A 23,477-nucleotide genomic window follows, 5' to 3' on the forward strand; every position below is an offset into this window, starting at 1 on the left:
CCCACAGGTACATCCTGTGGGGTTTTGTTTTTGGGGCGCCGCAATGGCGCCGCCGCCCCGATCATGAAAAGCCCCTCGCCGGGACAGCCCGCGAGGGGTTTTGTTTTTGCCGTTTACGAATCTGAGGGCAGGACATAAAAAAACCCGCGGACCACAAACGGCCGCGGGTTTTTTTTGGGGATGGCCTTAGGGCGTCTGGATCCCCGCCGCGCGCAGCAAATTGGCGGTTTCGAACACGGGCAGGCCCATCACCCCGGTGTAGCTGCCGGCAATGCGCGAAATAAAGGTGCCGGCAAGGCCCTGGATGCCATAGGCGCCGGCCTTGCCGAACGGCTCGCCGCTATCGCAATAGCGGCCGATTTCGTCGTCCGCCAGTTCACGCATGCGGACTTCGGTAATGGAAACGTCTTCGAGGAGGCGGTCGCCCGTCCATACCGCGACGGCCGTGCGCACCTCGTGCGCCGTGCCGGACAGCGCGCGCAGGATCCGCATGGCGTCGTCCCGGTCCGCGGGTTTGCCCAGCACCTGGCCAGCCAGGATCACGGTCGTGTCGGCGGCCAGCAGGGGCAGGCGCGGCAATTCGCGCTCGCCGATCCAGTCGCGGCCGCGCAGGGCCTTGTCACGGGCGGTGCGCTGGACGTAGTCGGCGGCGCTCTCGCCGGGGTGCTGGGGTTCGTCCTCGCCGGGAGGGGCGGGCACGAGCAGCACTTCGTGGGCCAGGCCGATCTGCGTCAGTAATTCGCGCCGCCTTGGGCTGGCCGAGGCCAGATAGAGGCGAACGGGTGAGGCTTGGGTGGCGGCGGTGTCGGTCATGCGGGAGTGGGATGGGCGCCGGCCCGGCCGGCTAGGCGCGGTGGTAGGGGTGGTTGGTCATGATGGCCCAGGCGCGGTAGAGCTGCTCGGCCAGGACCACGCGGACCATGGGATGAGGCAAGGTAAGGGAAGACAGGCGCAACTGGCCGCTGCATGACGCTTTCAGGCCGGCGTCCAGGCCGTCGGGGCCGCCGATGAGGAAGGCGACGTCCTGGCCGCCCGCTCGCCATTGCTCAAGCTTCTGCGACAGCGCCATGGTGGTGAGGTCGCGCCCGCGCTCGTCCAGCGCCAGGCGCAGCGCGCTGGCGGGCAGCGCGGCTTCGATGCGCTTGGCTTCCGCCGCCATCATCTGTGCGGGCGTCTTGCCGGTAGTGCGGGGTTCGGGCTTGATCTCGCGCAGTTCCAGCGCGCAATCGGCCGGCAGGCGCTTGGCGTAGTCGTCCCAGGCGGTCTGCACCCAATCCGGCATTCGCGTGCCCACGGCCACGACGATGAGCTTCACGGCGCGCTCAGTAATCCGTGCCGTCGTAGGCGGTCTCGCCGCCGATGGGCGCGGGGCGGGTGGATTCGGGCAGGAGCTTCACGCGCACCGGCTTGTCGCCCCAGATCTCTTCGAGGTTGTAGTACTGGCGGATGGCGGGCTGCATGATGTGCACGACTACGTCGCCCAGGTCGACGACGACCCATTCGCCGGTGTCTTCGCCTTCGATGGTGATGCCGGAGAGATTGAGCGCGCGCCCGCGGTCAGCCACGCTGGAGGCCAGGGCGCGGGTTTGGCGGTTGGAAGTGGCGCTTGCAATCACGACGCGATCGAACAGGCTGGTCAGATGCGTGGTGTTGAAAACCTTGATGTCTTGCGCTTTGACGTCTTCGAGGGCGTCGATGACGGCGCGTTGGAGTTTTTGTATATCCATAATTGCAAATATAACCCGCGCGCGGTCAGCAGGATGCTGGCTCCGAGGCGCTTTCGGCGCCTGGCGGGTGGGGTTATCGATAAAGATGGTGCGCCGCAATGTACGCAGCGACGGGAGCGGTAAGCAGGCCCTCGGTGGGCTCGCCTCGCGCGAGGCGCTGGCGTATGTCGGACGCCGACACCGGCATGGGGGCAAAAGGCAGTTCCTGGAGTTCGCGGCCCTGCGCGCGCAGATGTTCGGCGAGCTCCGCGGGAGCGCTGAGCGGCGTGCCGGGGCGGGTGGCGACGGCCAGGTCCACCAGGCCGGCGATTTCGCGCCAGTTGCGCCAGGTGCAGAAATTGGCAAGTTGGTCGGCGCCCAGCAGCCAGACGTAGCGCGCGTCCTGGGGCAGGGCGCGCAGCGTGTCTATCGTGTAGGTGGCGCCGCCGCGCTCGATTTCAATAGGATTGACGGCAAGGCCGGCGTGGCCGGCGATCGCCAGTTGCAACATGTGGCGGCGCTGCTCCGCCGTGGCGTGCAGTGCTGCGCGCTGCCACGGATTGGCCGCCGGGATGAGTTGCACCTCGTCCAGGCGCAGCGCCTGCAGCGCGGTTTGCGCGAGCGCGATGTGCGCAACGTGGACGGGGTCGAAGCTGCCGCCCAGGAGCCCGATGCGCTTCAAACCCAGTCCCGCGGTTTGAGGTAGGCGGCCAGTTCGGCCTCGGGCGTGCCGGCTTCAGGATGCCAGTCGTAGCGCCATTGGGCTATCGGAGGCATGGACAGCAGGATCGATTCGGTGCGCCCGCCGGATTGCAGGCCGAACAGGGTGCCGCGGTCGAAAACCAGGTTGAATTCGACATAGCGGCCGCGGCGATAGGCCTGGAAATCGCGCTCGCGTTCGCCATAGGGCAGGCCGCGGCGGCGCTCCACGATCGGCATGTAGCTGCCGAGGAAAGCGTCGCCGACCGAGCGGGTCAGGGCGAACGAGGCGTCGAAGCCGGGGGCGTTCAGGTCATCGAAGAAGACGCCGCCGATGCCGCGCGTCTCGTTGCGGTGCTTGAGGAAGAAATACTCGTCGCACCAGCGCTTGTAGCGCGGATAGTAGTCGGGCCCATGGCCGGCCAGCGCGTCCCGGCACACGGCGTGGAAGTGGCGGGCATCTTCCTCGAAGGGGTAATACGGGGTCAGGTCGATTCCGCCGCCAAACCAGAAGACGTCGGCTTCGTCGTGGCCGGGGCGGGCGGCCGCGACGAACATGCGCACGTTCATGTGCGTGGTAGGCACATAGGGATTGCGCGGATGCAGCACCATGGAGACGCCCATGGCTTCCCAGGAGCGCCCGGCAAGCTCCGGACGGTGCGCGCTGGCCGAAGGCGGCAGCTTGGATCCCTGGACGTGGCTGAACAGCACGCCGGCCCGTTCGAACAGTTCGCCGCCTTCCTGCAGCCGTGACAGGCCGCCTCCGCCTTCGGGGCGCACCCATTCATCGGCGCGGAAGGCGGAGCCTTCCGCGTCTTCCAGGGCGCCGACAATGCGGGCCTGCAAGCCGGTGAGGTAATCCCTGACTGCGGAAACGGGCAAGGCGGTCATTGGCGGTTCCGTCTAGGGGGTGGACTTGGGCTTCTGCTGCGAGGGCTTGAGCGCGCGCCAGCCGATATCGCTACGGTATTGGCGGCCGTCGAAGTGGATGCCGTTGATCGCTTCGTAGACGCGGTCGCGGGCCATCTTGACGGAGTCGCCCAGCGCCGTGACGCACAGCACGCGGCCGCCGGTGGTCTTGGTTTCGTCGCCGTCGATCCTGGTGGCCGCATGGAACACCATGCAGTCCTCGGCGTCGGCGGGCAGGCCGCGGATGACGTCGCCGGTGCGGGGAGTATTCGGGTAGTTGTGCGCGGCCAGCACGGCGCCCAGCGCGGTGCGGCGGTCCCAGGTGATGTCGGCCTGGTCGAGCGTGCCGTCGACCGCGTGTTCCAGGGCGTCCAGCAGGTCGCTCTTCACGCGCATCATGATGGGCTGGGTTTCCGGATCGCCCATGCGGCAGTTGAATTCCAGGGTCTTGATTTCGCGGTCGGGGTCGTCGCCAGGCGCGATCATCAGGCCGGCGTACAGGAAGCCGGTGTACGGAATGCCGTCGCGCGCCATGCCCTGCACGGTCGGCAGGATGATTTCGCGCATGATGCGGTGGTGCAGTTCCGGGGTGACGATGGGCGCGGGCGAATAGGCTCCCATGCCGCCGGTGTTGGGGCCTTGGTCGCCGTCCTGCAGGCGCTTGTGGTCCTGACTGGTTGCCAAGGCCAGCACGTTGCGGCCGTCGCACATGACGATGAAGCTGGCTTCTTCGCCCACCAGGCATTCCTCGATGACGACGCGGGCGCCGGCTGCGCCCATGGAGCCGTCGCCCAGCATGGCGTCCACCGCGGCATGCGCTTCGTCCAGCGTTGCCGCGACCACGACGCCCTTGCCCGCGGCCAGGCCATCGGCCTTGATCACGATGGGAGCGCCTTCCTGGTCGATATAGGCGTGCGCCTTGGCCGGATCGGTGAAGGTTTCGTAGCGGGCGGTGGGGATGTTGTGCCGGACCATGAAGGCCTTGGCGTAGTCCTTGGAACTTTCCAGCTGCGCGGCGGCCTTGGTCGGACCGAAGATCTTCAGGCCGCGGGCGCGGAATACGTCCACCACGCCTGCTGCCAGCGGCGCTTCCGGGCCGACGACAGTCAGGGCGACGCCTTCGCGCTGCACGAAGTCGGCCAATTCCTCGGCATTGGTGAGCGCGATGTTCTCCATCTGCTCGGCGCGCTGCGTGCCGCCGTTGCCCGGGGCGACATACACCTTGTGTACGCGCGGGGAGCGGGCCAGCCGCCAGGCGAGGGCATGTTCGCGGCCGCCCGAGCCAATTACCAGGAGTTTCATGTTGGGTGATTCTGAAGGTTGCCACTCGGGGCCGGGATGGCCCGGCCCCAATTTACACCCCGGCGCCCAGGCGCCGGGGCAGGAGGATTTACTGCGCTTCGTCGAAAACGACGGTCGTATAGACTTCCTGCACGTCGTCCAGGCCTTCCAGGGCGTCGAGCAGCTTCTGCATCTTGACGGCGTCTTCGCCGGCCAGTTCGGTTTCGTTCAGGGCTTTCATCACGATGCCGTCGACTTCGGCCTTCAGGCCGGCATCGTCGAAGGCGCGGCGCACCGCGGCGTAGTCGGCCGGCGAGCACACGACTTCGATCACGCCTTCCTCGTCGGTCGTCACGTCTTCGGCGCCGGCCTCGAGGGCGGCTTCCATGACCTTGTCTTCCGAGGTGCCGGGCGCGAACACGAATTGGCCGCAATGCTTGAACATGAAGGCCACCGAGCCTTCCTGGCCCAGGTTGCCGCCGTTCTTGGCGAAGGCGTGGCGCACTTCGGCGACCGTGCGGGTGCGATTGTCGGTCATGCAGTCGACGATCACCGCCGCGCCGCCGATGCCGTAGCCTTCGTAGCGCACTTCCTCGTAGGCGTCGCCGTCCGCGCCGCCCGCGCCGCGCTGGATGGCGCGCTGGATGTTGTCCTTGGGCATGTTGGCGTCGGTTGCCTTGTCCCAGGCCATGCGCAAGCGCGGATTGCTGTCGGGATCGGGGCCGCCGGCGCGCGCCGCCACGGTGATTTCACGAATGATCTTGGTCCAGAGCTTCCCGCGCTTGGCGTCTTGGCGCCCTTTGCGGTGCTGAATATTGGCCCATTTGCTGTGTCCGGCCATGGCTTCCCAGGAGAAATTGTCTGCAAAAGCGGCATTTTACCGTGACGGCGGGCCATGCGTCCGGGCGGGCTCCGTATGTGTCCTTCTTGCCACGCGCACAATCGAGGCGGCAGGCTCTACACTTGGGCATCCATTCGATTCCCTGGTCCGGAGAGCTGCACATGCCCAACCCCATCGTCATCGCCAAGAATGCACAGACCGAGTTGGCCCTGTTGCCAGCCCTGGCCAACAGGCACGGGTGCATAACCGGGGCCACCGGCACGGGCAAGACGGTTACGCTGCAGGTCCTGGCCGAATCTTTTTCCCGTATTGGCACCCCGGTGTTCATGGCCGACGTCAAAGGCGACCTGACCGGCATTTCCCAGGCGGGAACGGCCAGTCCCAAGCTGCTGGAGCGCCTGAAGAACCTGGGCCTGGACGAGCCCGCCTGGGCCGCCAGCCCCGTAACGCTCTGGGACGTCTTCGGCGAGCAGGGGCTGCCGGTCCGCGCCACCGTGTCGGATATGGGGCCATTGCTGCTTTCCCGCATCCTGGAGCTGAACGACACCCAGGAAGGGGTGCTGGCCCTGGTGTTCAAGGTGGCGGACGACGAGGGGCAATTGCTGCTGGACCTGAAGGACCTGCGCGCCATGCTCCAGAACGTCGCGGACCGCGCGGCGGAGCTGAAAACGCGCTACGGCAACGTCTCCTCGGCCAGCATCGGCGCGATCCAGCGCGGCCTGCTGGCCCTGGAGTCCCAGGGTGCGGAAAAATTCTTCGGCGAACCCATGCTGGACGTGGCCGACCTGATGCGCACCGATGCGCAGGGCCGCGGCATGGTCAACGTGCTGGCCGCCGACAAACTCATGCAGGCGCCGCGCCTGTACGCGATTTTCCTGCTGTGGCTGCTGGCGGACCTCTACGAGAAGCTGCCCGAAGTGGGCGACATGGACCAGCCCAAGCTGGTGTTCTTCTTCGACGAGGCCCACCTGCTGTTCAACGATGCGCCGCCCGCGCTGCTGAACAAAATAGAGCAGGTGGTGCGGCTGGTCCGCTCCAAGGGCGTGGGCGTCTATTTCGTGACGCAGAATCCGCTGGACATTCCCGATACGGTATTGGGGCAGCTCGGCAACCGGGTCCAGCACGCGCTCAGGGCTTTCACGCCGCGCGACCAGAAGGCCGTGAAGACGGCGGCCCAGACCATGCGGCCCAATCCGGGCCTGGATATCGAGGCGGCCATTACCGAATTGGGCGTAGGCGAGGCCCTGGTGTCGCTGCTGGACGCCAAGGGCCGGCCCATGCCCACGGAGCGCGCCTACATCCTCCCGCCGGCCAGCCGTATCGGCCCCGCGACGGATGCAGAGCGGCAGTCCCTGCGCCAGGGCAATTCGCTGGCCTCCAAATACGAAAAGACCATCGACCGGGAATCGGCCTACGAGGTGCTGGCGGGGCGCGCGGCCCGGCCGGCGGATCCGGACGGGGCGGGAAAGAATGCGTCGGGCGAGGCCGCAGGCCAGCCGGCCGACAATGCCGGCGGGGGGCTGATGGACAGCCTGAACGAGGTCTTGTTCGGTTCGACGGGGCCGCGTGGCGGCAAGCGCGACGGGGTCGTGCAGACCATGGCCAAGAGCACGGTCCGTTCCATCGCGCGTGAATTGACTCGCGGAATCTTGGGTTCCCTGCTGGGTTCGAAGGGCCGGCGCTGAGCGGATTTGGGCGGGTTCGGCGCCGAAGAAAAACGGCTGTTACATAGCCGGCTTATCGGTAACTGCGGGTGTCTGGATCGTATATATTTGTAAGATCGGGTGTTGCGCGAGGCTTGTTTATGCCTATGATTTCGGGTTGTGCATCCCCAGAGAAAAAGAGGAAGACGCGTGGCGAAAAAGCATAAGATTGCAGTAATTCCCGGGGACGGGATCGGCAAGGAAGTGGTCCCGGAGGGCTTGAAGGTACTGGATGCCGTCGCGGCGCGATTCGGCATCGATTTCCAGTGGGATCATTTCGATTGGAGCTGCGACTATTACGCCAAGCACGGCAAGATGATGCCGGACGACTGGCAGGCGCAGATCGGCCAGCATGAAGCCATTTTCTTCGGCGCGATCGGCTGGCCCGCCACGGTGCCCGACCACGAGGCGCTCTGGGGGTCGCTGTTCAAGTTCCGCCGTGAATTCGATCAGTACATCAATCTGCGCCCTGTGCGCCTGATGCCCGGCGTGCCGTCGCCTCTCAAGGACCGCAAGCCCGGCGAAATCGATTTCTTCATCGTGCGCGAGAATACCGAAGGCGAGTATTCCAATAGCGGCGGCCGCCTGTTTGCCGGCACCGAGCGCGAAGTGGTCATCCAAGAAAGCGTGTTCACGCGCATCGGCGCCGACCGCGTCCTCAAGTTCGCGTTCGAACTGGCGCAAAAGCGCGGCAAGCACCTGACGGCGGCCACCAAGTCGAACGGCATTTCCATTTCGATGCCGTGGTGGGACGAGCGCGTGGCGGACGTGGCGGGGAACTATCCCGACGTGCGCTGGGACAAATACCACATCGATATCCTTTGCGCGCACTTCGTGCAGCATCCCGCTTGGTTCGCTGTCGTGGTGGCCTCCAATCTGTTCGGCGACATCCTGTCCGATCTGGGGCCGGCCTGCACGGGGACGATCGGCATTGCGCCTTCGGCGAACCTGAACCCGGACCGCAAGTTCCCGTCCTTGTTCGAGCCGGTGCACGGTTCCGCGCCGGATATCTATGGCAAAGGCATCGCCAACCCGATCGGGCAGATCTGGAGCGGCGCCTTGATGCTCGATTTCCTGGGCTATCCCGACGCGTCGGCTGCCGTCGTGAAAGCCATCGAAACGGTATTGGCGGAAGGCCCGCGCACGAAGGACATGCAGGGCAACGCCTCCACCTCCGACGTCGGCAGCGCGATCGCGTCGTTGATCGCGGCTGGCTAAGGCAATTCTCGGTTAAGGCCTGTCAGGCTAGTAGATGGAAGATTCAGCTTTTTCCTCCCCCGTCGCCCAAGTGGGCGGCGGGCGGGCCGATCGTTTTGTGCGCAAGCTGTTCCGCTTGTTGCGCTCGCGCACGCAGAGGCACAACCAGCATTTGTGGCCTTTCGTCAGGATCTGGCGGGACCGCTCGGGCGCAATTTGCGGATTCCGCGCATTTGGCCGTTCGCTGCCCATTACGCCGCTGGAAGAAGGCTACGATCCGGCCGACGAAGAGGTGCACCTGATCCTGAGCGGCCCGTCGGTCGCCCAGATTCCCTACGACCGCCTCGATATCCGCGCGGCGATGGGCGTCAATGGCGCGATCGCGCTGGCGCGCAAGTTCGACCTGCCGTTCAAGTATTACTGCATCATCGACCAGAATTTCGTCAGGGACCGCATCGATCTGGTGCGGGAGATCGTATCGCGCGACTTGACCCTGTATGTGCTGCCCGAAGTGCTGCGCTACATCATGCAGGGCATTCCGCAGGAGTTCATCCGCTGCCGCATCTGCATCATCGAATTGATCTCAGAACGCGCCTATCAGCGCAGCGTCGCGCCGGCCGTCCTCAAGCGCATGGCGGCGGCGACGCCCGACGTGAAGCTGCTGGATGCCAAACAAGGGCTGGGATATAGCTTTGATGTGGCGCTGGGCGTATTCGATGCCGACACCGTGGCCTATGCGGCCTTGCAGGTGCTGGTGTCGGGAGGGGCCCGCAACGTGTATGTGCATGGGCTGGACCTGACGCTGCAGAACGGCCTGCGCTTCTACGACGAAGGGCCGACTCCCCAGGCCAGCAGGCTGGCGCGCAATTTCTCGCAACTGATCGAGCCGTCCTTCCGGTTCGCCGCCGCGCAATGGCGCACTCGCGGCGTGTCCGTTTTCAACCTGTCGCCGATCAGCGCGCTGTCGGCCGACATCATCGAGCGCCTGGACTGGCAGGCGCTGCTGAAGGAATAAGAGGATCCGCCAGGCGCGCAATGCGCCCGGCGGTGTCCGCGCGGCGTGTCAGTGCGCGCCGGCCGCCGCTTCGGCCGCGCCGCCGCCGTCCGCCTTGCCCGATCTCGGCCGGGCGAACCACACCAGACCCGTCAGCGCCAGGAAAATGATGGCGGAGGCGTAGAACACATCCACCGCCGACATGGTGAAGGCCTGTCCGTTGATCATGGCGTCGACGGTGCTCAAGGCCTGCTGGTGGGTCATGCCCAGCCCATTCTGCAGCGTGTTGAGGGTGTGGTCGAACGCCTGCTGTCCGGGCTTGGCCGCTTCGGTCAACTGGGCGTGGTGCATCGTGGCGCGGTTTTCCCAGAGCGTGGTGGCGATCGATGTGCCGAAGGCGCCCGCCGTCAGGCGCAGGAAGTTCGACAGGCCCGAGGCCGCGGGAATGCGCCATGGTTCGATGCCGGCTAAGGTGATGGAGGTCAGCGGCACGAAAAACGCCGCCATGGCCGCGCCCTGGATGATGGTCGGGATCATCAGCGTGCGCACGTCGGTCTGCGTATTGAACCCCGATCGCATGAAGCACACCACGGCGAAGATCAGGAACGCCACCGTTACGAGCTGCCGCGGGTCGCGCGTGGCCAGCATCTTGCCCACGATGGGCGTCAGCAGGATCGCCAGAAGTCCCACCGGCGCGGTCACCAGGCCGGCGTACGTGGCCGTATAGCCCATATTGCTTTGCAGCCAGAGGGGCAGCAGCACGACGTTGCCGAAGAAAACGCCATAGGCCACCGCCAGCGTCAGGGCGCCGACCGTGAAGTTGCGGATCTTGAACAGGCGCAGGTCCACCACGGGATGGGCGTCGGTCAATTCCCAGATCAGGAAGAAGACGAATGCCACGAAGGCGATCGCCGCCAGCGCGATGATGGTGGGGCTGGCGAACCAGTCCAGCTCCTTGCCCTTGTCCAGCATGATCTGCAGCGCGCCCACCCAGACCACCAGCAGCGCGAGGCCGACCTTGTCGATCGGCAGCTTGCGCGTGACCGATTCCCGGTCGCCATAGATGCGCCAAGTGATCCATGCGGCCAGCAGGCCCACCGGCACGTTGATGTAGAAAATCCAGGGCCAGGTGTAGTTGTCGGAGATCCATCCGCCGAGCAGGGGGCCGGCGACCGGCGCGACCAGCGTGGTCATGGACCAGACCGCCAGCGCCATGCCCGCCTTGGACTTGGGAAAACTGGCCAGCATCAGCGCCTGCGACAGCGGGATCATCGGGCCGGCGACCGCGCCTTGCAGCACGCGGAACGCGATCAGCGCCTCGAGCGACGGGGAAAAGCCGCACAGCCATGACGCCAGCACGAACAGCAGCGTGGAAATCAGGAACAGGCGCACCTGCCCGAAGCGCTGCGTCAGCCAGCCCGTGAGGGGCACCGTGATCGCGTTGGCGACGGCAAAGGAAGTGATGACCCAGGTGCCTTGGCTGGTGCTGACGCCCAGGTCGCCCGAGATCGTCGGGATGGACACGTTCGCGATCGAGGTGTCCAGCACGTTCATGAAGACCGCCGTGGACAGCGCGATGGAGCCGATGATGCGGGTTGCGCCTTCCAGCGGCGGGTGAGTGCCCGGCGGCCTGGAGGGTTGGGAGGGCGCTCCCGCGTTCGCGGGCTGGGCGGTCGCGTTCATGATGCGAGATTGGCTTGGATGATCTTGGCGATCATGGCGTCGACTTCGTCATGGGCGGGCTCGAAGGCGCGCGTCGACCAGGCCGGTTCCTTGCGCTCGGCCTGCGTCAGCGGCTCGCCTTCCTGCTTGCCCACGTCGACTTCCACGTCCATCGACAGGCCGACGCGCAGCGGGTGCTTCTTCAGGTCTTCGGGATCCAGCGCGATGCGCACGGGCACGCGCTGCACCACCTTGATCCAGTTGCCGGTGGCGTTCTGTGCCGGCAGGAGCGCGAAGGCGCTGCCCGTGCCGGCGTCCAGCCCGGCGATCGTGCCGTGATAGGTCACGGAGCTTCCGTACAGATCGGCCACCAGTGTGGCGGGTTGGCCGATACGCATTTTGCGCAGTTGGCCTTCCTTGAAGTTCGCTTCCACCCAGACCTGGTCGAGCGGCACGACCGTCATGAGAGCGGAGCCGGGGGCGACGCGTTGGCCGACCTGCACGCTGCGCCGGGCGACGACGCCGCCCACCGGGGCGGGCAGCACGGTGCGCGACTGCGCAAGCCAGGCATTGCGCAGGCCTGCCGCCGCCTGCCGCACGTCGGGATGGTCGGCCACCGTGGTGCCCTGGGTCAGCGCCTCGTTCGTGGCGAGCTTGGCGCGCGAGGCCGCGAGCGCCGCGCGGGCCTGGGCAAGGCCAGACTGGGCCGACTTCAGGGCGGCTTCGGCATGCAGGATTTCTTCGCCGCTGACGCCGCCGGACTTGGCCAGCTGCTGGCGGCGGTTGACGTCGCTTTGCGCGCGGGTCAGTTCGGCCTGCGCGCGCAGGATGTCGGCGTTGCGCAGGTCTACGTCGGCGGCCAGCGCATCGTTCTGGACATAGATCGTCCGCACCTGGCGGACCGTCTGCGCGAGCTTGGCCTGGGCTTGTTGCAGGGCCACGTCGGTGTCGGCGGGGTCCAGGCGCACCAGCGGCTGGCCGGCCGTGACGGTTTCCGTGTCGTCGGCCTCGATGGCGACGACCGTGCCGGGCACCTGGGGAGTGATCTGCACGAGGTTGCCGTGCACGTAGGCGTCGTCGGTGCTTTCGAAGTGGGCGCCGAACAGGGCCCACCAGATGCCGTATGCGATTGCGACAAGAATGAAAGCCCCGGTGGCCAGCAGCAGCAGGCGTTTGCGGGCGGGGTTGGTGGCGGGGGTAGCAGCGTTCATGACGTCTGAATCCGGGGATCGTTCAATGGGTGGGGTTCGTGGCGGGCTCGGATCCGGTCGCGGGGACATAGCCGCCGCCCAGGGCATTCGCCAGGCTGGCGTCGAGCTGATAGGCGCGGATGCGCAGGTCGGTGTCCAGGCGGGCCTGGGTCAGCACGCCGGTCTGCGCGATGAGCACGGATATGTAGTTGCCCATGCCGGCCCTGTAGCGCTTGACGGCCAGGTCGTAGGCCGCGTCGATCGCTTCGCGGGCCTGGCGCTGCTCGGCCTTTTCCTGGTCCAGCAGGCGCAGGCCGTCGAGCGCATCGGCCACCTGGCGCACGGCGTCCAGCACGGTCTGGTTGTAGTCCGATACCGCGAGGTCCGCGTCGGCGCGGCGGCCCGCCAGATTGGCGTTCAGCTCGCCGCCATGGAAGATCGGCAGCGTGATGGCGGGGCCGATACCGGCCATGCGGGCGTCGGGGCCCAGCAGATTGCCGGTGCCCATGGCCTGGAAGCCGGCGAACGCCACCAGGTTCACGTTGGGGTAGAACTCGGCCTTGGCGCTGTCGATGGCGTGACGGGCGGCCTCGGCGCGCCATTTCGCGGCCGCCACGTCGGGGCGGTGGCCCAGCAGGTCCAGCGGCACGCTGGCGGGCACGCCGCCGGCAGGCGCGGTCAGCGCCACCGGCTGGAGGGACTGCCCGCGCTGCGGCCCGGCGCCGGCCAGCGCGGCGACCTGGTTGCGCAATTGTGCCAGCGTGGTTTCAGTCTGGGTCAGTTCCACCTTGCCGGCGGCCAGCGACGATTCCGCCTGCTTGACCTCGACCTGGGTGTCCAGCCCGGCCTTGTAGCGACCCTGGGTCAGCGACAGCACTTCCGCGCGCTGGGCCAGGACCCGGTTCAGGACGTCGCGCTGGGCGAAGGCGTTCTGCAGGTTCAGGTAGGCGCGCACCGTGGCGCTGGCCAGCAGGTTGCGCGCCGCTTGCGCATCGGCCGCGGCGGCCTGCTGTTCCGACACCGCCGATTTCAGGCGCGAGCGGTTCTTGCCCCAAAAATCCAGCTCGTAGCTGAAGTCCAGGGCCAGCCGGTTATCGCTGACGACCGAACCGCCCATCGGGGCGGGGTAGACATAGTCCTTGGACAGGTGTTCGCGGGTCAGCGAGTAGTTGGCGTCCACGCGCGGCAGCAGCGGCGCGCGGGCGGTGCTGACCGCGGCGTTGGCCCTGGCCAGGCGGGCCTGTGCGGCGCTCATCGAGGGGTTGTTCGCCAGGGCCTCGTCCAGCAGCGCGTTGAGCTGCGCATCGCCATAACGCTGCCACCATTGCGTGGTGGGCCAGGCGGTGTCCTGGCCGGTCAGCCCTAGCTTGGACGCATTCAGCTGCGCCACGGGTTCGGGCCCGGGATCCATCAGCGCGCAACCGCTCAGGGCCAGCACCAATACGGTAGAAAGAAGGCGTTTCATCCTGACTGTTTGCTGAAAGTAATTGATTAATCTGTATTTGCCTAGGCAATTATTATGCCAAATAAAACCCCATGGGATGGGGCGGAGGGCGTCGGAAGCGCGTTTCAGCCCGAACCGTTGGCGAGCATGCGGCGCAGGAAGTGCATGAGCTGGGAGACTTCGTCGGTCGAGAATCCGCGCAGGTGGCGATTCAGCGAACGGGCGATATTGGCGGGGATTTCGCGCGCCTTCGCCTCGCCCAGCTCGGTGAGTTCGATCTTGACGACGCGGCGGTCTTCCTTGCTGCGGCTGCGCTGCAGCAAGCCCTTGGCTTCCAGCCGGTCCAGGGCGCGGGTCATGGCTCCGGTGTCCATGCCGTTGAGCCGGGCCAGTTCGGCCGGCGTGTCCGCGCGGCCGAGAAAGACCATGGCGATCGGCCGCCATTGCATGGCGGTGAGGTCCAGCGGGGCCATTTCCTGCTCCAGCATCCGGTTCAGGGAGTTGTAGACCTGCTTGATGAGGAAACCGGCGTTGTCTTCCATCATGCAGCGGGCGTCGCTGCGGTAATGGACGGGCGTATCGGGCGTATCGGACGTAGAGGGGGGAGGCGCGGCATTCATGCGCCGAATTTTACTGCCTAGTCAGTTATTGTCAAGGCTGTATCTTCGTCGCGGCCTGGGGCGGGGGACTGGCCGGCGCCTGCTTGCGCAGGCCCGACCAGACGATGGCCGCCACGATGAGGGCGGCGCCCGCCATCATGCGCGGCGTTGGCTGTTGGCTGAACAGGGCCCAGGCGAAGGCGATGGCGTAAACCGGCTCCAAGGCGATGACCAGCCCGGCGCTGCGGGCATTGAGCCGGGTCAGGCTGGACACGAACAGGTAATGGGACAGGCCGGTGCAGAAGATGCCCAGCAGCGCCAGCCAGAAGAGGTCCAGGGCCGGCAGCGCGGGCAACTGGCCGGCGGCGAAGGGCAGCATCACCAGCGCTACGACCAGGTTCTGCCAGCACGCCACCTGCATCGGGTCCATGCCCGAGGCCGAGCGCCGGTTGCTCAAGGCCAGCAGCGCGAAGCTCAAGCCGGACAGCAGGCCCCAGGCCAGGCCGATGGTGCCTTGGTCGGCCAGGTCGAACGACGGGGTGACCAGCACCAGCCCGGCGGTCACCAGCCCCAGCAACAGCCATTCGGCCAGGCGGATGCGTTCGCGGAAGATCAGGCCCTCGAACAGAGTGATGAAGGCCGGGAAGCTGGCGAACCCCAGCGTCGCGATGGCGATGCCGCCGACCTTGACCGAAATGAAGAACGTGACCCAATGCCCCGCCAGCAGGGCGCCCGCCACGACCAGCACGAACAGCTGCGCCGGCGTCAGGGCGCCCAGGAGCGGCTTGCGGCGCATGCGGGCGAAGAGGCCCAGCGAAACGACTGCGAATGCGGCACGCCCCAGGGTGATCACGGCGGCGCTGGCCTGGATCAGTTCCCCGAATACGCCGGTCAGCCCGAAAAGCACGGCGGCAATGTGGATGTAGGTCAGGGCGCGGTGTCGAGTCATGCGTAGGGGAAGCAAAGGGCGAGGCGTGCATTTATTTTTGCACTGAACATAAAATCATCGCATGAATCGCCTCGCCGAGCTTTTGCCGTTATTCCGTTCCTCCAGCCGCGCGGCTGGATTTTTCTTGGCGACCCTGGGCGCAGTCCTGTTTTCGGCCAAGGCCATCGTGGTCAAGTTCACGTATCGCTACGGCATCGACGCGGTCACCCTCATCGCCTTTCGCATGCTGTTCGCCATGCCGTTCTTCGCGGCCGTGGCCTGGCATCAGTCGCGCCGAGCCTCGCGCGGCGAGATCGCCGTCCTGACGGCCAAGGAGCGCCTGCAAGTCTGCGTGCTGGGGCTTCTGGGCTATTACCTGTCCAGCTTCCTGGATTTCCTGGGGCTGCGCTACGTCACCGCCAGCCTCGAACGGCTGATCCTTTTCCTTTCCCCGTCGCTCGTGGTGCTGCTGTCGGCGTTCTGGTTCAAGCGTCCGGTCGAGCGGCGCCAATGGATGGCCATGGTGCTGTCCTACGCAGGCGTGGTGCTGGTGTTCGCCCATGACCTGTCCTTCGGCGGAAGCGAGGTGCTGTTAGGGTCTTTATTCGTTTTCGGGTCGGCCACAAGCTATTCTGTGTACCTGATTTGTTCAGGGGAACTGATCAAGCGGGTGGGCGCGACGCGCTTGGTTGCCTATGCCATGCTGGTGTCCTGCGTGGCCTGCATCATTCAGTTCTTTGCCGTGCATCCGCCGTCGATGCTGCTCCAGCCTGCCGGGGTTTACGGATATTCCGTGATCCACGCCACGTTGAACACCGTGGTTCCGGTGTTCATGCTGATGTGGGCGGTGGCGCTCATTGGCGCGCCCACCGCGTCGCTGCTGGGCATGGTGGGGCCGGTGTCGGTGCTGTTCCTGGCGTCGTGGTTTCTGCATGAGCCCATCACGGTGTGGCAGATGGCAGGGACCGCATTGGTGTTGGCTGGCGTATTCGCATTGATGGGGGGCGGGGCCGGCAGGCCGGTGTCCGCCAGGCAAGGCGCGGCGCGGCCGCCTCGTTGAATCCGGTTTTCCCGCTCAGTCCGCATTATTTCCAATAGAAAGGAGGCCAGTATGGCCAGCAATCTCGTCAAGGCAATTCGTATCGAGCAACACGGTGGTCCCGAAGTCCTGAAGCTGGTCGAGGTGGAAGTTCCTCCGCCCGCCGCCAATGAAGTCACGATCCAGCAGCACGCCGCCGGCCTGAACTTCATCGATATCTATTTCCGCACGGGCTTGTATCCCCATCCGCTGCCCCATGGCCTGGGCTTCGAGGGCGCGGGCGTCGTGACCGCCGTGGGCGCCGACGTCAAGCACCTGAAGAAAGGGGATCGCGTCGCCTACGGCCAGAGCCCCATCGGGGCCTATGCCCAAGCCCGCAACGTGCCGGCCGCGCAGGTCGTCAAGGTGCCCAAGGGCATCGGTTTCGACGAGGCCGCCGCGTTGATGCTCAAGGGCCTGACGGTGCAGTACCTGTTCCGCCAGACCTATCGGCTGCAGGGCGGCGAGACCATCCTGTTCCACGCGGCCGCAGGCGGCGTGGGCCTGATCGCCTGCCAATGGGCCAAGGCGCTGGGCGTGAAGCTGATCGGCACCGTCTCCAGCCCGGAGAAGGCCGAGCTGGCGCGGGCCAACGGCGCCTGGGAAACCATCGACTATTCGCGCGAAAACGTGGTCGAGCGCGTGCAGGAGCTCACCGGCGGCAAGAAGGTGCCGGTGGTGTATGACGGCGTGGGCAAGGACACCTGGGAAACCTCGCTCGACTGCATCGAGCCGCGCGGCCTGATGGTGAGCTTCGGCAACGCGTCCGGCCCGGTGGCGGGCGTCAACCTGGCGACGCTGAACCAGAAGGGCAGCCTGTACGTGACGCGCCCGTCGCTGGGTATCCACGTGAACACGCTGGCAAAGCTGCAGGCCGCTTCCGAAGAGTTGTTCGATCTGGTGCTGAAGAAGAAGATCAAGGTGCGTATCGACCAGCGCTATCCCCTGGCGCAGGCCGGCGAGGCCCAGACCGCCCTGGCGTCGCGCAAGACGACCGGCGCCACGGTGCTGATGCTGGACTGATCGGCGAGGCGCGGCGCGCCCCGGGAACGGAGCCGCGCACGGCCTGGCCCGGCGCGTAGCCCGCGCCGGGCTTTTTTTGCCTGGCGCGGTGCGCGGGGCAGCAAGCATGCGTAGCATGCGCAGCGTGGGGGCCAACACCCATGCGCAGAATGACAAATCGCCATGCACGGCCCGACAAGCCAGCGGCGGGCGCCGTTGCTATTCTGGCTCCGACCTATTCGTTGGAGTTCCGAATGCCTGCTGCAAGCGCTTCCTCCACCGGCCCCGCCGGGGCCGACCGCCCGGAACTGGGTGCCATCCGCGAGTCCATGCTCATCGACGGCAAGCCGGTGCGCGAAGGGCAGGGCGAACCCATCGCCGTGCATGATCCCGCCACCGGAGAGGTCATCGCGCATCAGCCCGATGCCGGCCCCGCCCAGGTCCACCTGGCCGTGCAGGCGGCGCGGCGGGCATTCGATTCCGGGCCCTGGCGCAACATGCTGCCCGCCGGGCGCGAGCGCCTGCTGCTGAAGCTGGCGGACCTGCTCGAGCAGCACGGCAACGAACTGGCCCGGCTGGAAACGCTGAACAACGGCAAGCTGCTGGGCGTGGCGCAGGGGCTGGAGGTCGGGTCCGGCGCGCAGTGGCTGCGGTACATGGCCGGCTGGGCTACCAAGATCACCGGCGACACGCTGTCGCTATCCATTCCGTTTCCGCCAGGCGTGCGCTACAGCGCCCAAACCCTGCCGCAGCCCGTGGGCGTGGTCGGGGCGATCATTCCCTGGAATTTTCCGCTGCTGATGGCGATCTGGAAGATTGCGCCGGCCCTGGCCGCCGGCTGCACGGTCGTGCTCAAGCCCGCCGAGGAAACTCCCCTGACCGCGCTGCGCCTGGCTGAACTGGTGTTGCAGGCGGGCTTTCCGCCCGGGGTGGTCAACGTGGTGACGGGCCGGGGCGAGACGGCCGGCGCGGCGCTGGTCGCGCACCCCGGCATCGACAAGATCGCGTTCACCGGTTCTACCGAAGTGGGCAAGCTGATCGGCCGCGCCGCGATGGACGGCATGAAGCGGGTATCGCTGGAACTGGGCGGCAAGTCGCCGGTCATCGTGTTGGACGACTGCGATGTCGATCGCGCGGTGCAAGGCGCCGCCGCCGCCATTTTCTTCAACCAGGGCCAGGTATGCACGGCCGGCTCGCGCCTGTATGTGCAGAAAGGCCTCTACGCCAAGGTCGTCCAGGGGCTGGCCGATCTCGCCGCCGGCATGAAGCTGGGCTCGGGGTTCGATCCCGCCACGCAGATCGGTCCGCTGGTATCGGCGCGCCACAAGAAGCGGGTCATGGACTACATCGGGATAGGGCGCGCCGAAGGCGGGCGCGTCCTGGCGGGAGGCGGCGCTGTCGAGGGCGCGGGGTATTTCGTGCAGCCCACCGTGTTCGCCGATTTGCGGCAGGACGCCCGGATCGCGCGCGAAGAGATCTTCGGGCCCGTCGTCGTGGCGCAGGCCTTCGACACGCTGGACGACGCTGTGCGGCTGGCCAACGACAGCGCCTTCGGCCTGGGCGCAAGCCTCTGGAGCAACGATCTTGCGCGGGTCCAGAGCCTGATCCCGAGCATCGACGCCGGAACGATCTGGGTGAACACGCACAACATGCTGGACCCCAACATGCCTTTCGGCGGGTTCAAGCAATCCGGTATCGGCCGCGAGCATGGCCGCGCCGTGCTGGACCTGTATCTGGAGAAGAAGTCCGTTTGCATGGCGTACTAGCACTGGAACGGCAGCGCGGCCCAAGCCGGGAGATACCGGCGGGCGCGCCGTCATGGAACCAAGGGGAAAGGCATGGCAGGCAAGACGGTTCGCCGCATCCGGCGACATGCGATGTTGTTGTTGGCATGCGTGGGAGCGTCGCAGGCGGCATGGGCGGGAGATCCCAGCGCGCGTGATTGGATACCCGCGCCGGTGGGCACCAATCTCATCGCCGGATACCTGGCGGGATTGCGCTCGTCGGGGCTGTATTCCGAAGGCAATCGCGTGGATGGCGCCTCGGTCGACGTGAACGCGCTGGTGTACCGCCAGATGCACTATCGCGACTTCCACGGCAAGACGGTGCAGCTCGAATTCATCCTGCCGATGTACCGGACCTCGCTGGATCTGCCCGGCGTGCCGGGCGACCACCAGACGGGCATCGGCGACCTGACCCTGGGCACGGCGATCTGGTTCGTCAACAACGAGCAGACCAAGACCTGGTTTGCCTGGGAGCCGTTCATCGTGGCACCGGTGGGCCGCTACGACGGCTCGCGCCCCGATGTGTCGCCCGGCAAGAACCGCTGGTCCACCATCCAGGATTTTTCCTTCGTGAAAGGGATAGGCGAATCCACCTATCTGGAAGCCATCGCGGAGGTGGAAATCTACGGCCGCAACACGGATTGGTACGGGCAGACGCTGAAGAAGGATCCATCGTTCCGCTTCTTCGCCCTGGCCTCGACCAACCTGACCCCCGACACCTATACCGGGGTGCGCTACCGCTACGAGACCGGTGGCCGTGAAACGTCCTCGGGCGAAACCGTCGCCACCCGGGCGCGCAATCACCAGCTGGCCGTCGAGCTCACGCACCAGATCAACGACGCCAACCAGATTCAGATGCAGTACATCCACGACCTGAAGGTCGAGAACGGGCCGCGGATGCGTGGCGTGCAGTTGCGCTACGTCTACGCATTCTAGGAAATCGGATCATGAGACCAGGAGACTATCGATGAATGCGCTTCGTGCCAGATCACGCGCATCGCGGGCCGGGCGATGGGCGCTGTGCGCCGCCTTGGCCGCCTCGGCCGGGCTTGCCCGGGCGGACCTGCCCGTGGAGGAGCTCAAGGGCGGCACCCGCCTGCCGCCGGCCACGCCCCACAGGCTGTACGTGATGGACGCCGTCTTCAACCACCTGGTTGACAGCCGGGTCAACATCTACGACGGCGACACCCGGAAATTCCTGGGGATGGTGCCCACGTCGTTCAACGGCCATATGACCGTGTCCGCGGACGGCAAGGACATCTATGTGATGACGACCTACTACGAGCGGCTCAACCGCGGCAAACGGACCGACCTGGTGGAAGCCTGGGACGCCGAGACGCTCACGCCCAAGTTCGAGGTGCCCATTCCGCAGAAGCGCGCGCAGGCGCTGAACTACCGCAACTATCTGCGGCAGAGCACCGATGGCGGGCTGCTGTTCGTGCAGAACGCCACGCCTGCGTCCTCGGTCACAGTGGTGGACCTGAAGACGCGGCAATTCGCGGACGAAATCACAGCTGCCGCCGGATGCTGGAGCATCATCGTCCTGCCTTCGCGTCCGCGCAGCTTCGCAAGCATCTGCGGCGACGGAGCATTGCTTACCGTCGACCTGGATGCGGCAGGCAAGCCCGCGGGCCAGCAGCGCAGCCAGCCGATGTTCGATCCGGAGAAGGATCCGATCTTCACGCACACCGAGAGCCTCGGCAATACCTTCTATTTCGTCTCCTACAACGGCAATGTCTACAGCGCCGATTTCAGCGGCAAGGAAGCCGTCTTCGGTAAGCCCTGGCCGCTGCAGGACGCCTCCGGCAAGGATCAGGGCTGGCGGCCCGGCGGCTACAACCTGCTGGCCGTGAACCAGGCCAGCAAGCGGCTTTACGTGGGCATGCATCCCAATGGCGCGGAGGGCTCGCACAAGACGCCCGCTTCCGAGATCTGGGTCTACGACCTGGCCACGCACAAGCGGGTGGCGCGGGTGCCGGGCAGGAATGCGCTATCGATGTCGGTGTCGCAGGACGAGCATCCGCGCCTGTACACGCTGGACGGCGGCAACGTCAACATCTACGACGCGGCGCCGCCCGCGCCCGCGCTCCAGGGCACGATCGAGGCCGCGGGCGAGACCGCGCTTCAGGTCGAACCCCAGCCGTGGAGGGCGCCATGAACGATCCCGTCCTACTCTATGCCGCGAGTGCGGCGCTGGCCTGCGTGCTGCTTCTCGGTGCGCTGGAAAAACTGAAGGACATGGCCGGATTCACCGCTGCGGTGGCGGCCTATCGCATCCTGCCGGAGGGGTGGAGCCGCGGCTTCGCGTGGGCCTACGCGCTGACCGAGGCCGCGGCCGGAGCCTTGCTGCTGGCGCCGTCGCGCCAGGCGGCGGGCGCGCAACTGGCCCTCCTCGTGCTGGCGGCGGCCACCGCGGCGCTGGCGTTCAACCTGTCTCGCGGCCTCCGCGACATCGATTGCGGCTGCTCAGGCCCGGCGTCCGGCGGCCTCGGGCGCAACGGGCAGGGCGGGGGACTGTCCTGGTGGCTGGTCTTGCGCAACGCGGTCCTGGCGTCGTGGGCGGCGCCCGCGCTCTTCGCCGCTGCGGACGGTTCCCGTGGCCTGCAATGGGTGGACGGCGCAGCCGTCTTCGGGTTTGCGATGTCCGCCGTGGGCCTGTACTTCATCGCCAATCACCTCTTGGCTTCGCATCTCAAGCTGCGGAATCTTTGAAGGAGTTTCACATGGATGCCTTGATCATTTCCAACTTCCTGCTCTGGGGCGTGGTGCTCTGCCTGGTGCTGGTCATCCTGGCCCTGTCCCGGCAGATCGGCGTGCTTTACGAGCGCGTGGCGCCGATGGGCGCGCTGACGATGGACAAGGGGCCCGGCGTGGGCGAGCCCGCGCCGCACTTCGAGCTCGCGGACTTGCTGGGGCGCCGCATCACCGTCGGCGAACGCGGGCAGCACAGCCAACTGCTGTTCTTTCTCTCGCCCACGTGCCCGGTCTGCAAGAAGCTGCTGCCCATCCTGAAGTCGGTGGCCGGCACCGAAAGCGCGTGGCTGCGCATCGTCCTGGCCAGCGACGGCGAAATGCCCGAGCACCTGGCCTTCTACAAACAGGCCGGACTCGAACGCTTTCCGTATCTGCTTTCGGCCGAGCTGGGCATGAAGTTCCAGATCAGCAAGCTGCCTTACGCGGTGCTGATCGACGAGACGGGAACCTTGCGCGCAAAGGGCCTGATCAATTCCCGCGAACAGCTGGAAAGCCTGTTCACGGCCAAGGAACTGGGCGTGGCGTCGGTGCAGGAATTCCTGGCCGCCGGCCCGCTGGACGAAACCCGGATTTCCCGCAAGGAGAGCGGCAATGCACTGGCTGGATAAACTTGGAGAGCGCGCCACGCGCTCCGTCGCGCACGCCACGTCCCGGCGCAGCGTGCTCAACCGCATCGGCAAGGCGCTGGTGGGAACGGCCTTCCTGATGCCCGTCCTGCCGGTGGCGCGTTCGGCGCCCGCAGACGCCAAGAAGCCGCAGATGGACGATACCGCCTGCGACTACTGGCGCTATTGCGCGGTGGACGGCTTCCTGTGTTCCTGCTGCGGCGGCAGCATGACTTCCTGCCCGCCGGGCACCTCGCCGTCGGCGGTGTCGTGGGTGGGAACCTGCCACAATCCGCTGGATGGCAAGGACTACCTCATCAGCTACAACGACTGCTGCGGCAAGGCTGCCTGCGGCAAATGCATGTGCGCGTCGGCCGAGCGCGAACGCCCCGGCTATCAGATGTTCCTGCACAACGACGTGAACTGGTGCATGTCCAACGAGTCCTCCATCTTTCACTGCACCACCTCGGTGATCGTGGGGCTGGCCAAGGCGAAGCCGAAGCCATGACGCGCGGCATGCGGCTGGCGGGGAAGGGATGGCGGCGGCGTTGGGCCGCCGCCATCCTGCTCTGCGCAACGCGGGCCGTGGCGGGAGAGGGCGCGGCTGACGGCTCTTCAGCCGCGCAATTGCGGCAGGCCGTGCGCGCCGATTACGTCTTGCAGTGCGCGGGCTGCCATCGCGTGGACGGCCGCGGCAGCAGCCGCCACGGGATCCCGGACTTCCGCGATTCCGTCGGCGCCTTCGCGCGCCTGCCGGCGGGCCGCGAATACCTGATCCGGGTGCCGGGCGCCGCACAATCGCAGCTGGACAACGCGGAGCTCGCAGCCGTATTGAACTGGGTGCTGGAGGAGTTCAGCCCGGCGCAGCTGCCCGCGGATTTCCGTCCATACACCGAGCAGGAGGTCGAGGCTGCCAGGCCGCGCCGCTACGAAGACGTGGTGCCGGTGCGGCACGGGCTGGCGAAGGCGCTGTCGGACCAAGGGTTCAATCTGGCTGATTATTCCTATGGCAGCGACAGAAAACCCTAGCAGGACGGCAACTTAGGGGTTGTTACCGATACTCCGCCCCGCCGCCCGGTGCTAGAAAGAGTCAGCATTCCG

24 protein-coding genes are annotated in these 23,477 nt (G+C 66.5%); 12 read left to right on the top strand and 12 right to left on the bottom strand.

Going from position 1 to position 23,477, the window contains the following annotated elements; all coding sequences use genetic code 11:
* Window positions 1-186: 186 nt before the first annotated feature.
* The 7 genes from JL37_RS01005 to JL37_RS01035 all read right to left on the bottom strand — a co-directional run bounded on the left by JL37_RS01005 (window position 187) and on the right by JL37_RS01035 (window position 5,436).
* Complete coding sequence (locus JL37_RS01005) at window positions 187-813, bottom strand: nucleoside triphosphate pyrophosphatase (RefSeq protein ID WP_043541379.1); 627 nt, start codon at window positions 811-813, stop codon at window positions 187-189.
* A gap of 31 nt (window positions 814-844) precedes the next feature.
* On the bottom strand, window positions 845-1,315 hold the full coding sequence (rlmH, locus tag JL37_RS01010; RefSeq protein WP_043541380.1) for a 23S rRNA (pseudouridine(1915)-N(3))-methyltransferase RlmH: 471 nt from the start codon (window positions 1,313-1,315) through the stop codon (window positions 845-847).
* 7 nt (window positions 1,316-1,322) lie between these two features.
* Window positions 1,323-1,727 (bottom strand): ribosome silencing factor, encoded by a 405-nt coding sequence (gene rsfS, locus JL37_RS01015; protein WP_043541381.1) that lies wholly within the window; start codon window positions 1,725-1,727, stop codon window positions 1,323-1,325.
* 73 nt (window positions 1,728-1,800) lie between these two features.
* Window positions 1,801-2,388 carry a nicotinate (nicotinamide) nucleotide adenylyltransferase gene (gene nadD / locus JL37_RS01020; RefSeq protein WP_043541382.1) on the bottom strand — a complete coding sequence of 196 codons (588 nt, stop codon included), beginning with the start codon at window positions 2,386-2,388 and terminating at the stop codon, window positions 1,801-1,803.
* On the bottom strand, window positions 2,385-3,296 hold the full coding sequence (gene hemF / locus JL37_RS01025) for an oxygen-dependent coproporphyrinogen oxidase (RefSeq protein WP_043541383.1): 912 nt from the start codon (window positions 3,294-3,296) through the stop codon (window positions 2,385-2,387). The genes nadD and hemF overlap by 4 nt, the downstream gene beginning before the upstream one ends.
* A gap of 12 nt (window positions 3,297-3,308) precedes the next feature.
* Window positions 3,309-4,616, bottom strand: coding sequence for a phosphoribosylamine--glycine ligase (gene purD, locus JL37_RS01030; RefSeq protein WP_043541384.1), 1,308 nt, complete (start codon window positions 4,614-4,616; stop codon window positions 3,309-3,311).
* A gap of 88 nt (window positions 4,617-4,704) precedes the next feature.
* Entirely contained in the window at window positions 4,705-5,436 is a 732-nt protein-coding gene (locus JL37_RS01035; RefSeq protein ID WP_043541385.1) for a YebC/PmpR family DNA-binding transcriptional regulator, read from the bottom strand.
* Window positions 5,437-5,597: 161 nt separating this feature from the next.
* On the opposite strand from JL37_RS01035, the gene JL37_RS01040 reads away from it, so the two are divergent.
* The 3 genes from JL37_RS01040 (at window position 5,598) to JL37_RS01050 (ending at window position 9,351) form a co-directional block, all read left to right on the top strand.
* Window positions 5,598-7,121 (top strand): helicase HerA-like C-terminal domain-containing protein, encoded by a 1,524-nt coding sequence (locus tag JL37_RS01040; RefSeq protein WP_043541386.1) that lies wholly within the window; start codon window positions 5,598-5,600, stop codon window positions 7,119-7,121.
* Window positions 7,122-7,289: 168 nt separating this feature from the next.
* Complete coding sequence (locus JL37_RS01045; protein WP_043541388.1) at window positions 7,290-8,357, top strand: tartrate dehydrogenase; 1,068 nt, start codon at window positions 7,290-7,292, stop codon at window positions 8,355-8,357.
* Window positions 8,358-8,391: 34 nt separating this feature from the next.
* Window positions 8,392-9,351 carry a hypothetical protein gene (locus JL37_RS01050; protein WP_043541389.1) on the top strand — a complete coding sequence of 320 codons (960 nt, stop codon included), beginning with the start codon at window positions 8,392-8,394 and terminating at the stop codon, window positions 9,349-9,351.
* 48 nt (window positions 9,352-9,399) lie between these two features.
* Here the strand turns inward: JL37_RS01050 and JL37_RS01055 are convergent, their stop codons facing one another.
* The 5 genes from JL37_RS01055 to JL37_RS01075 all read right to left on the bottom strand — a co-directional run bounded on the left by JL37_RS01055 (window position 9,400) and on the right by JL37_RS01075 (window position 15,174).
* Window positions 9,400-11,013, bottom strand: a complete 1,614-nt coding sequence (locus tag JL37_RS01055; RefSeq protein WP_043541391.1) for a DHA2 family efflux MFS transporter permease subunit — start codon at window positions 11,011-11,013, stop codon at window positions 9,400-9,402.
* Window positions 11,010-12,203, bottom strand: a complete 1,194-nt coding sequence (locus JL37_RS01060) for an HlyD family efflux transporter periplasmic adaptor subunit (RefSeq protein WP_043541393.1) — start codon at window positions 12,201-12,203, stop codon at window positions 11,010-11,012. Before JL37_RS01060 ends, JL37_RS01055 begins: the two co-directional genes overlap by 4 nt.
* Window positions 12,204-12,225: 22 nt before the next feature.
* On the bottom strand, window positions 12,226-13,647 hold the full coding sequence (locus JL37_RS01065; RefSeq protein ID WP_043541394.1) for an efflux transporter outer membrane subunit: 1,422 nt from the start codon (window positions 13,645-13,647) through the stop codon (window positions 12,226-12,228).
* Window positions 13,648-13,751: 104 nt separating this feature from the next.
* Window positions 13,752-14,246, bottom strand: coding sequence for a MarR family winged helix-turn-helix transcriptional regulator (locus JL37_RS01070; RefSeq protein ID WP_043541395.1), 495 nt, complete (start codon window positions 14,244-14,246; stop codon window positions 13,752-13,754).
* 31 nt (window positions 14,247-14,277) lie between these two features.
* Window positions 14,278-15,174 carry a DMT family transporter gene (locus tag JL37_RS01075; RefSeq protein ID WP_043541396.1) on the bottom strand — a complete coding sequence of 299 codons (897 nt, stop codon included), beginning with the start codon at window positions 15,172-15,174 and terminating at the stop codon, window positions 14,278-14,280.
* A 61-nt stretch (window positions 15,175-15,235) separates the two neighbouring features.
* Here JL37_RS01075 and JL37_RS01080 point away from each other — a divergent pair, with 61 nt between their 5' ends.
* The 9 genes from JL37_RS01080 (at window position 15,236) to JL37_RS01120 (ending at window position 23,405) form a co-directional block, all read left to right on the top strand.
* Window positions 15,236-16,213 (top strand): DMT family transporter, encoded by a 978-nt coding sequence (locus JL37_RS01080; protein WP_043541397.1) that lies wholly within the window; start codon window positions 15,236-15,238, stop codon window positions 16,211-16,213.
* A gap of 51 nt (window positions 16,214-16,264) precedes the next feature.
* Window positions 16,265-17,254 carry a quinone oxidoreductase gene (locus JL37_RS01085; RefSeq protein ID WP_043541398.1) on the top strand — a complete coding sequence of 330 codons (990 nt, stop codon included), beginning with the start codon at window positions 16,265-16,267 and terminating at the stop codon, window positions 17,252-17,254.
* Between the two features lie 233 nt (window positions 17,255-17,487).
* On the top strand, window positions 17,488-18,999 hold the full coding sequence (gene styD / locus JL37_RS01090; RefSeq protein ID WP_043541399.1) for a phenylacetaldehyde dehydrogenase StyD: 1,512 nt from the start codon (window positions 17,488-17,490) through the stop codon (window positions 18,997-18,999).
* Window positions 19,000-19,071: 72 nt separating this feature from the next.
* Window positions 19,072-19,953: a transporter gene (locus tag JL37_RS01095; protein ID WP_043541400.1), complete on the top strand. Its 882-nt coding sequence runs from the start codon at window positions 19,072-19,074 to the stop codon at window positions 19,951-19,953.
* A gap of 31 nt (window positions 19,954-19,984) precedes the next feature.
* On the top strand, window positions 19,985-21,175 hold the full coding sequence (locus tag JL37_RS01100) for an amine dehydrogenase large subunit (protein ID WP_043541401.1): 1,191 nt from the start codon (window positions 19,985-19,987) through the stop codon (window positions 21,173-21,175).
* On the top strand, window positions 21,172-21,729 hold the full coding sequence (locus JL37_RS01105; protein ID WP_043541402.1) for a MauE/DoxX family redox-associated membrane protein: 558 nt from the start codon (window positions 21,172-21,174) through the stop codon (window positions 21,727-21,729). The genes JL37_RS01100 and JL37_RS01105 overlap by 4 nt, the downstream gene beginning before the upstream one ends.
* Before the next feature lie 11 nt (window positions 21,730-21,740).
* The gene (mauD, locus tag JL37_RS01110; RefSeq protein ID WP_043541404.1) at window positions 21,741-22,379 is read left to right on the top strand and encodes a methylamine dehydrogenase accessory protein MauD; all 639 of its coding nucleotides are present in this window, start codon (window positions 21,741-21,743) and stop codon (window positions 22,377-22,379) included.
* Entirely contained in the window at window positions 22,363-22,884 is a 522-nt protein-coding gene (locus tag JL37_RS01115; RefSeq protein WP_043541405.1) for a methylamine dehydrogenase light chain, read from the top strand. The genes mauD and JL37_RS01115 overlap by 17 nt, the downstream gene beginning before the upstream one ends.
* The gene (locus tag JL37_RS01120; protein WP_052096733.1) at window positions 22,881-23,405 is read left to right on the top strand and encodes a cytochrome c; all 525 of its coding nucleotides are present in this window, start codon (window positions 22,881-22,883) and stop codon (window positions 23,403-23,405) included. Before JL37_RS01115 ends, JL37_RS01120 begins: the two co-directional genes overlap by 4 nt.
* Window positions 23,406-23,477 lie beyond the last annotated feature (72 nt).

This window comes from Achromobacter sp. RTa, assembly GCF_000757485.1.
In the GTDB taxonomy this organism is placed as follows: Bacteria; Pseudomonadota; Gammaproteobacteria; order Burkholderiales; family Burkholderiaceae_B; genus Achromobacter.